This window comes from Ferrovibrio terrae, from assembly GCF_943371255.1.
Taxonomy (GTDB): domain Bacteria; phylum Pseudomonadota; class Alphaproteobacteria; order Ferrovibrionales; family Ferrovibrionaceae; genus Ferrovibrio; species Ferrovibrio terrae_B.
In genome coordinates, this window is record NZ_CALRUC010000035.1 from 23,956 (window position 1) to 37,074 (window position 13,119).

A 13,119-nucleotide genomic window follows, 5' to 3' on the forward strand; every position below is an offset into this window, starting at 1 on the left:
GTCCCGCCTGTTTTTGCGCTGCCGACATATTACGGCAATGCGCCGATCAGGCCAGCATTTTCAAACAATTACACCGTTTTCCCGGGCAAATTCCTCAAGAGGCCCGCGGACGCTGTGCTCGGGCGAGCTATACAACTTAGACATATATTCGGAAAGCTGTGGAACAGACAGGCTACGGAGCATTTCCTTCACCGGGCCGACCGCATTGGCCGGCATGGACAGGCGACGGAAGCCCAGGCCGAGCAGCGCCATAGCCTCCAGCGGCCGGCTGCCCATCTCGCCGCACATGGTGATCGGCGTATTGGCGGCATGGCACTGCTGCACCACCCAGTGCAGGAAACTGAGCATGGCCGGACTGAGCGGATCATAGCGGTCGGCCAGCCTGGTATTGCCGCGGTCGGCGGCAAACATGAACTGCATCAGGTCATTCGAGCCGACCGAGATGAAATCGACCAGCGGCAGCAGGGCCGGCAGCTGCCAGGCCAGCGCCGGTACCTCCAGCATGCTGCCGACCTGCACCTTGAGCGGCACCGGCTTGCGCAGGGACACCAGGCGCTGCACCTCGCGGTCGAGCAGGCGGCGGGCGCGGCGGAATTCATCCACCTCGGCGATCATCGGGAACATAACATGCAGGCTGCGACCGGCTGCCGCCTCCAGCAGCGCGCGCAGCTGCACCTTCAGCAATGCCGGACGGTCGAGCGTCAGACGGATGGCACGCCAGCCCATGGCCGGATTCTCTTCCGGATATTTCGCCAGATAGGGCAGCACCTTGTCGCCGCCGATATCGAGCGTGCGGAACACCACCTGGCGGTCGCCGGCATGTTCGATCACGCGGCGATAGATCGCGGTCTGCGCATCCGCCTTGGGCATGGTCGGACGCACCATGAACTGCAGCTCGGTGCGATACAGGCCGATGCCATCGGCATTGGTCTCGTCGAGATTGTTGAGATCGATCAGCAGGCCGGCATTGACCAGCATGCCGATCTTGGTGCCATCGGCGGTGATTGCCGGATCGTCGCGCTGCGAGGCGTATTTCGCCAGCCGCGCGCGGCGCAGCGCCACGCTCTGGTGGAAAGCCGACACCACATCCGGTGCGGGCCGCACGAAGACCTGGGCATGGTCGCTGTCGACGACCACGATATCGCCTGGCTCGACCTTGGCGATCACGCCCTCGACGCCGCCGAGCACTGGAATCGACAGCGCGCGCGCAACGATGGCGACGTGGCTGGCACTGGAACCTTCCTCCAGGATCACGCCCTGCAGCTTGCGACGGTCGTAATCCAGCAGCTCGGCCGGCCCCATGCTGCGGGCCAGCAGGATCGCGTTGTCCGGCAGGTTCTCGGCTGCCGAGTGATGCGGCTTGCCGGCCAGATGCAGCAGCAGGCGGTTGGCCAGATCGTCGAGATCGGCCAGGCGCTCGCGCAAATACGGATCGGTGATCGCCTGCATGCGATGGCGGGTATCGCCCTGCACGCGCAGCACGGCGGCTTCCGCCGTCAGGCCGGAATCGACAGCCTGGTGCAGCTTGGCCAGCCAGCCGGTGTCATGGGCGAACATCTTGTAGGTTTCGAGCACGTCGCGGCTCTCGCCGACCAGATCGCTGTCCGGCGTCTCCAGCATGCGGTTGACCTGGTCGCGCATCGAGGCCACGGCGGCATCGAGCCGGGTTTTCTCATACGGAATGTCGTCGGCAATCGTCTTCTCGACATGGATGCGCGGCTCATGCAGCACGGCGACGCCGATGGCGAGACCTTCCGACAGCATGCGGCCATCGGCACGGAACGGGCCGAATGGCGCGCGATTGGTGCTGGCCAGGTCTTCGCCACCCGAGAGCTGGCCCGAGGCCACCATCTCGGCCAGCACCATGGCGATGGTCTCAAGCGCCTCGACCTCTTCCTCGACATACTGCCGGCGGGTCTGGTTCTGCACCACCAGCACGCCGATCACGCGGTTGTCGCGCAGGATCGGCACGCCGAGCAGCGAGTGATAGACCTCTTCGCCGGTTTCCGGCTTGTAGGCGAATTGCGGATGGCTTTGCGCGTCGGCCAGCGCCAGCGGCCGCGCATGGGCGGCGATATCGCCGACCAGACCCTCGCCCACCTTCAGGCGGGTCTTATGCACCGCTTCGGGGTTCAGACCCTCGGTGGCGTAGAGTTCGAGTTCATCGTTGCGCAGCAGATAGGCGGAGCAGACTTCGGCCACCATGTTGGCGGCGATGTTGCGCACCACGCGGGCAAGGCGTTCATCGACGGTGCCGGCCTCGGCCATCACCTCGCGGAGACGGCGCAATAAGCCGCGCGGCCCTGGGGCTGCTGCCCGGCCCGGCGTCACAGCCGTTCTCCGTTACCAGTTACCGGAGAGGCTGGTGTGGTTTGCCCTCCCCGCATCGGCCCTCCGTCTTCATTCGGCGTCGAGCCCGAAAGCGGTGTGCAGGGCGCGCACCGCCAGTTCGGTGTAATCGGCACTGATCAGCACGCTGACCTTGATCTCGGATGTGGTGATCGCCTGAATGTTGATGTTCTTGTCGGCCAGCGCCTTGAACATGATATGCGCCACACCGGCATGGCTGCGCATGCCGACGCCGACCACGGATACCTTGATCACGTTCTTGTCCGGCACCAGCTTGGCCCAGCCGAGGTTCTTTTCCTGCTTCTCCAGGATCTGCACGGCGCGATCGAGATCGCTGCGGCCCATGGTGAAGGTCATGTCGGTCTTCTTGCCGTCCTCGGAGATGTTCTGGACGATCATGTCGACATTGATGCCGGCATCCGACAGCGGGCCGAAAATACCGGCGGCAATACCGGGACGGTCGGCAACGCCGATCAGGGTGACCTTGGCTTCATCGGCGGAATAGGTGACGCCGGAGACAATCTGCTTTTCCACGATCTCTTCCTCATCCACTACGAGCGTGCCGGCCACATCGGCAAAACTCGACAGAACCTGGGTGCGGACCCGGTGGTTCATCGCCATTTCCACCGAACGGGTCTGCAGCACCTTCGCACCGAGGGAGGCCAGTTCCAGCATCTCCTCGTAGGTGATCTTATCCAGCTTGCGGGCTTTTTTCACGATGCGCGGATCGGCAGTGTATACGCCGTCCACATCGGTATAGATATCGCAGCGATCAGCCTTCAGCGCGGCGGCCAGCGCCACTGCCGAGGTATCCGAACCGCCACGGCCCAGGGTGGCGATGCGCTCGCCCGGGCCAACGCCCTGGAAGCCCGCCACCACCGGCACCACGCCGGCAGCCATATCCTTCAGCATCGCGGTGCCGTCGATGTCCTCGATGCGGGCCCGGCCATGCATGTCGTTGGTGCGGATCGGCACCTGCCAGCCCTGCCAGGAGCGGGCCTTCACGCCAGCCGCCTGCAGGGCGATCGAGACCAGACCGGTGGTGACCTGCTCGCCGGCGGCCACGACGGTGTCGTATTCCCGCTGGTCGTGCACCGGGTCGATCTGCTTGCACAGGTCGACCAGACGGTTGGTCTCGCCCGACATGGCCGACACCACCACGGCAACCTGGTTGCCGGCGTCGACCTCGCGCTTCACCTTGGCAGCCACATTCTTGATCCGGTCAACCGAACCGACCGATGTGCCGCCGAATTTCATCACCAAGCGCGCCATGTCGCTCGATCCTATTTCACTGTTCGTTGTCGATAGTTACCAGCGTGAACCTTGCCGGTTAAAAGGCGGGTACTTAATACTCTCGGGACCGCCCCGGGGCAAGCCGACCGGAGTGGAAAAATCCCCTGTTTCCTTAGCCCTTTGTCGGGGCCCAGCGAGTCGCCGCATGACCCAGTCTGCCGCCAGTATCGACCCCGCCGAAATCGCCCGTTTTTCCGCCATGGCGGCGGAATGGTGGGATCCGCAGGGCAAGTTCCGGCCGCTGCATAAATTCAACCCGGTCCGGCTGGGGTTTATTCGCGACTGCATCGCAACACATTTCCGTCGCGACCCCCTGGGGAATCGCCCGCTGGAGGGACTTCGACTGCTGGATATCGGCTGCGGCGGCGGGCTGGTCTCCGAACCCATGGCCCGGCTGGGTGCCCAGGTGGTCGGCGCCGATGCGGCCGAACGCAATATCGGGGTTGCCAGCCTGCATGCCGCCGAGGCCGATGTGGTCGTGGACTACCGCTGCACCAGCGCCGAGGCCCTGGCGGCCGCGGGTGAGCAGTTCGACGTGGTGCTGGCGCTGGAGGTGGTGGAGCATGTCGCCGACCTGGAGGGCTTTCTGCAGGCCTGCGGCCAGATGGTGAAGCCCGGCGGGCTTCTCATTGCCGCCACGCTGAACCGCACGCCGAAATCCTATGCACTTGGCATCGTGGCGGCGGAATACATCCTCGGCTGGGTGCCGCGCGGCACTCATGACTGGAAGAAATTTCTCAAGCCGCATGAACTGGCCGGCGGCCTGCGTCGCGCCGGGCTGACACTGCAGGAGGTGGTGGGCGTCACCTACGACCTGCTCAACGACCGCTGGAAACTCGGCCGCGATACCGATGTGAATTACATGATGGTGGCAGTGAAAGACGCGTGACTTACGCTTCCCACAGTCAGGCATCTCCTCTGGGCAGCCAGGGGATCATGGCGACCTCGACACCTTCTTCGACCAACTCTTTGGCTTCTTCCTTGGTCGCCTCGCCGTAGATGCTGCGCTTGTCCACTTCGCCGTAATGGATCTTGCGCGCCTCTTCGGCAAACTGGTCGCCGACATAATCGGCATTCTTCTCGACATGGTCACGGATTTCGGCCAGCGCCTTGAGCGCCATGGCCTGCTGTTTGGCTTCGGCGACGGCAACCTCGCTCTTCGACTTGCCGATGCGCGGCGCCATCGGCGCCTTGGTCACCTTGCGCGAATTGCAGACCGGGCACACGACCTTGCCGCCAGCCGCCTGTGTGTCGTAGGTGGCACTGTCATAAAACCACGCCTCGAAGACATGGTCCTTGCGGCATTTCAGTTCGTACTTGATCATGGCGCTTCGGTGATTCGGCCTGTGCCGGACTCTTCCAGATACTGCAACAGGTTATACATGGGGCTGTCACGGCGGCGCAACAAGGGGGCGATTTCCGGGGGGAAATCGGGAGGGCGTGCAGCCAGCCGGTAGCACCACACCCTCGGCCTGGGTTGTACGTTTCGCACCGCTGGTAACAGCCGGTGGCAGCGTGCTCGACCTTGCCTGTGGCGGCGGGCGCCATGGACGGTTGTTTCTCGACCGTGGCCATCCGGTGGTCTTCCTGGACCGCACGCTGGCCGGCGTCGTCGACCTGAAGACAAATCCGGCCGCCGAGCTGATCGAAGCCGATATCGAGACCGGCCCCTGGCCTTTGGGTCAGCGCCAGTTCGCTGCCCTGGTGGTGACCAACTATCTGTGGCGCCCGCTGATGCAGCGGCTGATCGCGGCCATCGCACCGGGCGGCATGCTGATCTACGAGACCTTCATGCAGGGCAACGAGCGCTTCGGCAAGCCGAGCAATCCCGATTTCCTGCTCATGCCTCATGAACTGCTGGACTGGTGCCGCGAAACTGCCTTCGACATCCGCGCCTTCGAGCAGGGCGAGGAAGCCAATGCGGTCCGGCAGCGTATCTGTGCCGTGAAACCCGCATGATCGAGACAGAGCGTCTGCTGCTGCGCCGCTTCGAAGGCCGCGACTTTGAAGGTCTGGCGCGCTTTTACGCCGACGATCAGGTGATGCGCCACATGCTGCCCGGACGCGGCCTGCCGCGCGCCCAGGCGCAGGAGCGTGCCAAAAGCAACATCCACAATTTCAACGACCACTGGGATCGCCGCGGCTATGGCGTCTGGGCCCTGCAGGACCGCGCCAGCGGCCGACTGCTCGGGCAATGCGGCCTGCGCTGGGTGCCGGAGGCAGAACAGACCGAACTGCTGTATCTGCTGGCCAAGACCGCCTGGGGGCGCGGCCTGGCCAGTGAGGCCGGTCGGGCGGCGCTGCAGTTTGGCTTTGACCGTGCCGGGTTGGAGACGCTGATCGCGCTCACTGCCCCGGAAAACCGGGGATCGCAACGCGTGCTGACGAAACTCGGCTTCACCTATACCGGCGAAGGCCCGATCTGGGAAAAAACCGTGAGCTGGTTCAACCTGCCGCGCGAAAGCTGGAACACGTTGCAAACGGAAAGTGTGCAAGCGTAAATTTTACCAATTAGCTGTTGGGTCGCCGCGTGCCGAGGCGTAGCATCCGGCCCATGATGATCGATATCGAACACCGATTGCAGCATGCCAGCCAGGTGATCCGCGAGGCCGGAAAACTGGCGCGCAGCTTTTTCGACAACCGCAGCGAGTTGGTGGTCCAGCTGAAAGGCGTGCAGGATTTTGTCAGCCAGGCAGACTCCGAGACCGAAGACCTGATCGCCTCGCGCCTGCTGGCCGTGTTTCCGCATGACGGTATCCTGGGCGAGGAACGCGGCCACCGCGGCGGCGATACCAATGCGCTCTGGGTGATTGATCCGATCGACGGCACGGCGAATTACGTGCGCGGCCTGCCCTACTGGTGCGTCGCCATCGCGCTGATGGTGGAAGGCCGCATTGAACTGGGCCTGATTTACGATGCCGTGGCCGACAAGCTCTATACCGCGCGCCACGGCCATGGCGCCTTCTGCAACGGCAAGCCGATCTCGGTGAGTGATACTCTGCTGCTCGACCGCGCCTGCATCGGAATCGGCTATGGCCATGGCGAGGCACCGGGCCCGCACGCGGCGATCATCGATCGCCTGCTGGGTGCCCATTGCCAGTATCGCCGGCTTGGCAGCGGGCTGCTGCTGATGGCGCTGACCGCTTCGGGCGGGCTGGATGGCTTCTACGAACTGAAGATGAAGGCCTGGGACGCGCTGGCCGGCCTGATCCTGGTGCGCGAGGCCGGTGGCCTCACCAACGACTATGAGGCTGGCGGTCTGGAAAAGGCCGAGCCGGTGCTGATGTTGACACCGGCGCTGTGGACGCCGTTTGCGCAGGCGATGGGTGTCAATCTACCGCTCTATTCCGCGGCGCGACCCGTCAGGCTGCGCGCCGGCGTATAAGCCGGATCGTGGCGCCAGGCGGGGATTTGGCCGCGTGCCTTGGCCACTTCGGCCAGATCGATTTCCACCACTTTGGCGCCGACGCCATCCCCCATATCGGCCAGCACGCGACCCCAGGGATCGACCACCAGCGAATGGCCATAGGTCTGCCGCGCGCCGGGATGATCGCCCCACATGGCGGGCGCGATCACGAAGGCGCCGGTTTCGATGGCGCGCGCGCGCATCAGCACATGCCAGTGCGCCTGCCCGGTGGTGCGGGTGAACGCGGCCGGAATCGAGATCAGGTCGGCGCCGGCCTGGGCAAGGCCGCGATAGAGACCAGGGAAACGCAGGTCATAGCAGACCGACATGCCGAGCGTGCCAAACGGTAGCGCAGCCAGCACACCCTCCCCGCCCGGCGCGATCGAATTGGATTCACGATAGGTCTCGCCAGAGGGCAGATCGACATCGAAGAGATGGATCTTGTCGTAACGTGCCGCGATCTGGCCGTCGGGCGCCAGCAGATACGAGCGATTGAAGTTGCGGTTGGCGCCCTCCGGCTTGATCGCCAGCGAGCCCACCAGCAGCCAGATGCTCAGCTCTTCCGACAGCTTGCGGAAGGCCTGCAGCGCCGGATGGCTTTCCTCCGGCCGGCCGGCAGCGACACTGGCCGCCGCATTCAGTCCCATGAAGCCGGAATTCTCCGGCGTGGCGATGAACGTGGCGCCGTCAGCCTTGGCCTTGCGCACCAGGGCGGAGACATGAGCGATATTGGCATCCATGTCATCCCAGATATTGGGCTGTACCAGCCCGATCCTCACCTTGTGCGCCATGCCGGTGCTTTCCTGTTTCAGGCTGCGTTGAGCAGCGGGTCGAGCTTGCCTTCGCGCTCCAGCGCGTAGAGATCGTCGGACCCGCCAACATGCGTGCCATTGATCCAGATCTGCGGCACCGTGCGGCGGCCGCCGGCCTTCTGGGTCATCTCCTCGCGCTTGGCGGCGTCGTAGGAAACGTCGATCTCGTTGTAGCTCTGGCCCTTCTTGTCGAGCAGCGCCTTAGCGCGCGCGCAATAGGGGCACATGAAAGTGGTGTAGATTTCAATCTGGGCCATGGCAGTGTCCTTTAAGCGAGCGCCCCTCGCTTGTCATGTCCGATTATATGGCGCCCTGCTCCGCCCGAACAACCCGGGCCAGGGTGAGGACCGTCACCTCGGCGGCACCGGCCCGGCGCAGGGCGCGGCAACAGGCCTTCGCCGTCGCCCCGGTGGTAAAAACGTCATCCACCAGCAGCAGGCGCCGGCCGCGGATATCCTGCGCACGCCCGGGGGCAACACGGATGGCGCCCGCCAGTTCCCGCTGCCGGGCCATGCGGTTGAGCCGGCCGAGGCTTTGGGTTGCCCGCGGCCGTTCCAGCAGATCGAGCCACACCGGCCGGTCGCTGGCCCGGCCGAGTGCCTGGGCCAGCAGGGCCGACTGGTTGAACCGCCGCCGCCACAGGCGCCAGCGGTGCAGCGGCACCGGCAGAATGGCATCGCAGTCGGCCAGCAGCGGCGCACCGGCCATCCGCATCAGGGCGGCAAGGCCGGGGGCAAGATCAGTACGATCGCCGCGCTTGAACCGCAGCACCAGATCGCGACCGCCGCCGGCATAGATGAAAGCCGCACGCGCCCGGCCAAAGAGCGGTGGGTCCTTCAGGCAGGCACCGCAGATCAGGCCATCGGGTACCGGCATGGCATAGGGAATGCCGCAGACCGGACAACAGGGCTCGGCAATGAAGCTGACACTGGGCCAGCAATCGAGGCAGAGCCGGCCGGGTTCGTCGACCTGCGCCGTACACAGCATACATTGCGGCGGCAGCAAAGCATCAACACCACTGCGCCAGACTCTGCGCCAGCCATGGCGAAGTGCGTGCAAGGCAGGGATATCGTTACTTGCCAGCATGGATACCCGGGTATGACGCAGCGTCAGGCATGACGGCGCTGCCGATGCTGGCTATGGTGGCAGAAAAAGCGGGCAGAGGAAACGACACATGAGCGGCAGTATGGGGAGCGGCAAGACCATCCGCATCGGCGGCGCATCGGCCTTCTGGGGCGATTCCATGGTGGCGGCGCCGCAACTGCTGGCGCAGGGCGAGGTCGATTACCTGATCTTCGACTATCTGGCCGAGATCACCATGTCGATCATGGCGCGCATCCGCGCCAAAGACCCGGCGCAGGGGTATGCCACCGATTTCGTCACCGTCACCATGAGGCGCCTGCTGCCCGAACTGGCGCGGCGCAAGGTGAAGGTTGTCGCCAATGCCGGTGGCGTCAATCCCGCTGCCTGTGCCGCCGCCATCCGCACGATGATTAGCGATGCCGGACTGTCACTCAAGGTCGGTGTCGTGCTGGGTGACGACCTGCTGCCGCAGATCGAAACACTCAAATCCAGACTTGAACCGATGGAGGCTGATGCCGAGATGCCGGCGCGCTTCATGTCAGCCAATGCCTATCTCGGCGCCGCGCCGATTGCGGCTGCACTCAAGGCGGGCGCCGATATCGTCATCACCGGCCGCTGCGTCGATTCCGCGCTCTGCCTCGGCCCGCTGCTGCATGAATTCGGCTGGGGCCTGGAGGATTTCGACCGGCTGGCCGGCGGCAGCCTAGCTGGCCATATCATCGAATGCGGCGCGCAGGCCTCGGGCGGGCTGTTCACCGATTGGCGCGATGTGCCGGACTGGGACAATATCGGCTATCCCATCGCCGAGATTGCCGAAGACGGCAGTTTCGTGGTCACCAAGCCCAAGGGCACCGGTGGCCTGGTCAGTTTCGGCACCGTGGCGGAACAGCTGGTCTACGAGATCGGCGATCCGGCCTGCTACAAACTGCCGGATGTGACCTGCGATTTCACCGCCGTGACAATCCAGGATCTGGGCGGCAACCGGGTGCGCGTGTCGAATGCCAAAGGCCGGCCGCCATCGGACCGCTACAAGGTTTCGGCCACCTATCTGGATGGCTTCCGCGCCGTGGCGCATATGACCATCGGCGGCATCGACGCGCGCGAAAAGGCCGAACGTAGCGCCGAGGCGATCCTCAAGCGCACGCGCAAGATCTTTGCCATGATGAAGCTGGCTGACTATCGCGCCACCTCGATCGAAATCCTCGGCTCTGAGGCGATGTATGGCCTGCAGGCCAGTGACGGGGCACGCGCCAGCCGTGAAGTGGTGATGAAACTGGCGGTCAGTCATGCCGAAAAGACGGCACTGGAAATCTTCGCCCGCGAGATCGCCCCGGCCGGCACATCCTTCTCGCCGGGCACGACGGGATTCTTCGGCGGCCGGCCATCGCCGCAACCGGTGGTACGGCTGTATTCCTGCTTCATTGCCAAAGCTGCTCTGCCGCTTTCGCTCGATACCGACGGCAATGCCCAACCTTTCGATGCACCGCTGATCGCCGGCAGCGCTGAAGGCGCGGCGGCCGGGCAGCCGGACCGGACAGCACTCCCCGCCGGATCACGCAAAACCGTGCCGCTGGTGCGGCTGGCTTATGCCCGCTCTGGCGACAAGGGCAATGACAGCAATATCGGCGTGATCGCCCGCAAGCCCGAATATCTGCCGGCGATCCGCGCCGCGCTGACTGTGGAGGCGGTCGCCGGCTGGTTTGCCCATCTGGTGGACGGCCCGGTTGAGCGCTTTGAATGGCCCGGCATCAACGGGCTGAATTTCCTGCTGCATCAGGCGCTGGGCGGCGGCGGCATCGCGTCCCTGCGCAACGACCCGCAGGGCAAGGCCTTTGCCCAGATGCTGCTGGATTTCCCGGTGCCGGTGCCGGCGGACTGGACAATCTGAACTGTGGGTCTGAGCGGTAGGAATCGCTGCGCAAAAGGCGGATAGTGGACCCTGGCCGGACGCCCTATCTTCCTCGCCATGACACAGACACAGCGACTGCCCACCGATATAGAATTCACCGCCATCCGCGGCAATGACACCACCTTCGACGGCCGCTTCCTCTATGGCGTGACCAGCACCAAGGTGTTCTGCCAGCCCTCCTGCGTCAGCCGCGCACCCAAGCGGGAGAACGTGCGCATCTTCAGCGATGTCGAAACCGCAACAGCCGCCGGTTTCCGCCCCTGCAAACGGTGTCGCCCCGAGCGCGCGCCACAGGCCGATGCACGGCTGGAACGCGCACGGCTGCTGATCGACCGCCGGCTGGCCGCCGGTGAATCGACTCCCACCCTGGTCCAGCTGGCCAAGGAAGCCCATATGGGTGCCACCCATCTGCAGCGCCGCTTTGCCGCCGCCTATGGCCTGAGCCCGCGCGCCTATGCCGAGGCGCAACGTGTCGCGACGCTGAAACACGAACTGCGACACAGCAGTGGCGTCAGCGATGCGATCTATGGCGCCGGTTTCGGCGCCGCCAGCCGGGTCTATGAAAAGGCCGGCCGCTGGCTGGGCATGACGCCGGCCGATTATCGCCGTGGTGGCGAAGGCCTGACCCTGACGGTGGCGATCCGGCGCACGCTGATGGGCTCGACCCTGGTAGCGGAAAGCACACGCGGCGTCGCCGCACTGCTGTTCGGCAATACCGAAAAGGTGATGCTGGCCGAACTGCGCGATGAATTCCCCGCCGCCCGCATCGACCGCGACGATGCCGCCGGCAAGGCTGCCTTCGCGGCATTGGAGGCCATGCTGGCTGGCCGGGAACCGCCTAAGGGGTTACGTCTGGATCTGCGCGGCACGCCATTCCAGATCCGTGTCTGGACGGCATTACAGGCCATTCCGCCGGGCGAAACCCGCACCTACCAGCAGATCGCGCAGAGCCTGGGCGCGCCCAAGGCCGCGCGCGCGGTCGGTTCGGCCTGCGGCAACAATATCATTGGCGTGCTGGTGCCCTGTCATCGGGCGCTGCGCAGCGATGGCGGCCTGGGCGGCTATCGCTGGGGCCTGGAACGCAAGGAAAAGCTGTTGAGCGGCGAAGGCGTGGCACTGGAACCAGCCGAATAGCAGCGCAACAACTGCGACATCCTGCGGCAATACATTTCCGCTTCAATCGGCGCAGATTCCGGCCGCCATGATAGCTTTGCATGGCAAGGGAACTTGCAGACCATTGGAATAGTTCTAAATTAACGAAGCGGAACCGCAAACCAAGGAGTAGCCCCATGGCTGTCGCCGTCGATATCGGCATTGCCGAAAAAGAACGCAAAAAGATTGCCGATGGTCTGTCGCGCCTGCTGGCCGACACCTACACGCTCTATCTGAAGACCCATAACTATCACTGGAATGTCGAAGGCCCGATGTTCCAGACCCTGCACACCATGTTCGAGCTGCAGTACACCGAACTGGCTCTGGCGGTCGATCTGATCGCCGAACGCATTCGCGCCCTGGGCCATTATGCGCCGGGTTCCTATGCGCAATACGCCAAGCTGTCTTCGATCAAGGAAGAGACCGGCGTACCGGGCGCCCAGGACATGATCAAGGATCTGGTCAAGGGCAACGAGGCGGTGAGCAAGACCGCGCGTGCGCTGTTTCCGGTCGTCGACAAGTCGTCGGACGAGCCGACTGCCGACCTGCTGACCCAGCGCATGCAGATCCATGAAAAGACTGCCTGGATGCTGCGCAGCCTGCTGGAGAAGAAGTAAGCGCCGGAATTTTCGGCCTGCCTCTGTAACGTTTCGCTCCGTCTCACCGAAGCTTGATTGGAAGCCGGTCCGCGACCCGCTAGGTTAACCCTGCTGGTTGCGGCCGGATTTCCGAACCAGAGTTCTGAACGGAGTGCAAAACATGCTGATCAAGCGACGTCGCGGTTGGGAACTGCCGGAAAGCCAGGCAACCCCGGAATCGGTGTTCTTCAATCGCCGCAAACTGCTGCTTGGCATGGGTGCCGCCGGTATTGCAGCCGGTGCAGGCTGGCGTCCCGCGTTCGCCGCCGCCGATGCCACTGCGGTGGCAGCCGAACTCTACCCGGCCAAGCGCAATCCGGCCTATGAACTGGGCCGCGACATGACCGAGGAAAAGGTCGCCACCAGCTACAATAATTTCTACGAATTCGGCACCACCAAGAACATCGTCAAGCCGGCACAGGCGCTCACCATCAAGCCCTGGCAGGTGAAGATCGACGGCATGGTGGCGAAAGAGAT

Annotated in this window: 13 protein-coding genes and 1 pseudogene; 8 read left to right on the forward strand and 6 right to left on the reverse strand. The window is 64.3% G+C overall.

Annotation, left to right across the window (positions count from 1 at the left end; all coding sequences use genetic code 11):
* Window positions 1-60 precede the first annotated feature (60 nt).
* Both ptsP and AAG799_RS09810 read right to left on the reverse strand, forming a co-directional pair.
* The gene (gene ptsP / locus AAG799_RS09805; RefSeq protein WP_341895647.1) at window positions 61-2,289 is read right to left on the reverse strand and encodes a phosphoenolpyruvate--protein phosphotransferase; all 2,229 of its coding nucleotides are present in this window, start codon (window positions 2,287-2,289) and stop codon (window positions 61-63) included.
* 111 nt (window positions 2,290-2,400) lie between these two features.
* Window positions 2,401-3,621 (reverse strand): aspartate kinase, encoded by a 1,221-nt coding sequence (locus AAG799_RS09810; RefSeq protein WP_341895648.1) that lies wholly within the window; start codon window positions 3,619-3,621, stop codon window positions 2,401-2,403.
* A gap of 166 nt (window positions 3,622-3,787) precedes the next feature.
* On the opposite strand from AAG799_RS09810, the gene ubiG reads away from it, so the two are divergent.
* The gene (ubiG, locus tag AAG799_RS09815) at window positions 3,788-4,531 is read left to right on the forward strand and encodes a bifunctional 2-polyprenyl-6-hydroxyphenol methylase/3-demethylubiquinol 3-O-methyltransferase UbiG (RefSeq protein ID WP_341895649.1); all 744 of its coding nucleotides are present in this window, start codon (window positions 3,788-3,790) and stop codon (window positions 4,529-4,531) included.
* A gap of 16 nt (window positions 4,532-4,547) precedes the next feature.
* Here ubiG and AAG799_RS09820 read toward each other — a convergent pair whose 3' ends face one another.
* Window positions 4,548-4,967: a DUF1178 family protein gene (locus AAG799_RS09820; RefSeq protein WP_341895650.1), complete on the reverse strand. Its 420-nt coding sequence runs from the start codon at window positions 4,965-4,967 to the stop codon at window positions 4,548-4,550.
* A gap of 115 nt (window positions 4,968-5,082) precedes the next feature.
* Here AAG799_RS09820 and AAG799_RS09825 point away from each other — a divergent pair, with 115 nt between their 5' ends.
* The 3 genes from AAG799_RS09825 to AAG799_RS09835 are packed head-to-tail and all read left to right on the forward strand — an operon-like array spanning window position 5,083 to window position 7,027.
* Window positions 5,083-5,601: a class I SAM-dependent methyltransferase gene (locus tag AAG799_RS09825; RefSeq protein WP_341895651.1), complete on the forward strand. Its 519-nt coding sequence runs from the start codon at window positions 5,083-5,085 to the stop codon at window positions 5,599-5,601.
* Window positions 5,598-6,143 (forward strand): GNAT family N-acetyltransferase, encoded by a 546-nt coding sequence (locus AAG799_RS09830; RefSeq protein ID WP_341895652.1) that lies wholly within the window; start codon window positions 5,598-5,600, stop codon window positions 6,141-6,143. Before AAG799_RS09825 ends, AAG799_RS09830 begins: the two co-directional genes overlap by 4 nt.
* A gap of 53 nt (window positions 6,144-6,196) precedes the next feature.
* Entirely contained in the window at window positions 6,197-7,027 is an 831-nt protein-coding gene (locus tag AAG799_RS09835; protein WP_341895653.1) for an inositol monophosphatase family protein, read from the forward strand.
* On the opposite strand, the gene AAG799_RS09840 is transcribed toward AAG799_RS09835, so the two are convergent.
* Genes AAG799_RS09840 through AAG799_RS09850 form a run of 3 tightly spaced genes read right to left on the reverse strand, consistent with a single transcriptional unit; the run spans window position 6,985 to window position 8,919 of the window.
* Window positions 6,985-7,839, reverse strand: a complete 855-nt coding sequence (locus tag AAG799_RS09840; RefSeq protein WP_341895654.1) for a carbon-nitrogen hydrolase family protein — start codon at window positions 7,837-7,839, stop codon at window positions 6,985-6,987. The two genes, AAG799_RS09835 and AAG799_RS09840, sit on opposite strands and share 43 nt — an antisense overlap.
* A gap of 17 nt (window positions 7,840-7,856) precedes the next feature.
* Entirely contained in the window at window positions 7,857-8,117 is a 261-nt protein-coding gene (gene grxC / locus AAG799_RS09845) for a glutaredoxin 3 (protein ID WP_341895655.1), read from the reverse strand.
* A gap of 43 nt (window positions 8,118-8,160) precedes the next feature.
* Entirely contained in the window at window positions 8,161-8,919 is a 759-nt protein-coding gene (locus tag AAG799_RS09850; RefSeq protein ID WP_341895656.1) for a ComF family protein, read from the reverse strand.
* 115 nt (window positions 8,920-9,034) lie between these two features.
* Here AAG799_RS09850 and AAG799_RS09855 point away from each other — a divergent pair, with 115 nt between their 5' ends.
* The 4 genes and pseudogenes from AAG799_RS09855 to AAG799_RS09870 all read left to right on the forward strand — a co-directional run.
* A complete protein-coding gene (locus AAG799_RS09855; RefSeq protein ID WP_341895657.1) occupies window positions 9,035-10,831 on the forward strand; it encodes an acyclic terpene utilization AtuA family protein in 1,797 nt (598 codons plus the stop codon).
* Between the two features lie 78 nt (window positions 10,832-10,909).
* Window positions 10,910-11,986: a methylated-DNA--[protein]-cysteine S-methyltransferase gene (locus AAG799_RS09860; protein WP_341895658.1), complete on the forward strand. Its 1,077-nt coding sequence runs from the start codon at window positions 10,910-10,912 to the stop codon at window positions 11,984-11,986.
* A 155-nt stretch (window positions 11,987-12,141) separates the two neighbouring features.
* A complete protein-coding gene (locus tag AAG799_RS09865; protein ID WP_341895659.1) occupies window positions 12,142-12,621 on the forward strand; it encodes a Dps family protein in 480 nt (159 codons plus the stop codon).
* Window positions 12,622-12,763: 142 nt separating this feature from the next.
* Window positions 12,764-13,119: pseudogene (locus tag AAG799_RS09870) on the forward strand (protein-methionine-sulfoxide reductase catalytic subunit MsrP); the annotation flags it as partial.

Bases quoted from the DNA above. Each gene is read 5' to 3' on its own strand.
- AAG799_RS09860 (WP_341895658.1), top strand. From the start codon at position 10,910: ATGACACAGACACAGCGACTGCCCACCGATATAGAATTCACCGCCATC.
- AAG799_RS09820 (WP_341895650.1), bottom strand. From the start codon at position 4,967: ATGATCAAGTACGAACTGAAATGCCGCAAGGACCATGTCTTCGAGGCG.
- grxC (WP_341895655.1), bottom strand. From the start codon at position 8,117: ATGGCCCAGATTGAAATCTACACCACTTTCATGTGCCCCTATTGCGCG.
- AAG799_RS09855 (WP_341895657.1), top strand. From the start codon at position 9,035: ATGAGCGGCAGTATGGGGAGCGGCAAGACCATCCGCATCGGCGGCGCA.
- AAG799_RS09840 (WP_341895654.1), bottom strand. From the start codon at position 7,839: ATGGCGCACAAGGTGAGGATCGGGCTGGTACAGCCCAATATCTGGGAT.
- AAG799_RS09865 (WP_341895659.1), top strand. From the start codon at position 12,142: ATGGCTGTCGCCGTCGATATCGGCATTGCCGAAAAAGAACGCAAAAAG.
- ubiG (WP_341895649.1), top strand. From the start codon at position 3,788: ATGACCCAGTCTGCCGCCAGTATCGACCCCGCCGAAATCGCCCGTTTT.
- AAG799_RS09830 (WP_341895652.1), top strand. From the start codon at position 5,598: ATGATCGAGACAGAGCGTCTGCTGCTGCGCCGCTTCGAAGGCCGCGAC.
- AAG799_RS09810 (WP_341895648.1), bottom strand. From the start codon at position 3,621: ATGGCGCGCTTGGTGATGAAATTCGGCGGCACATCGGTCGGTTCGGTT.
- AAG799_RS09835 (WP_341895653.1), top strand. From the start codon at position 6,197: ATGATGATCGATATCGAACACCGATTGCAGCATGCCAGCCAGGTGATC.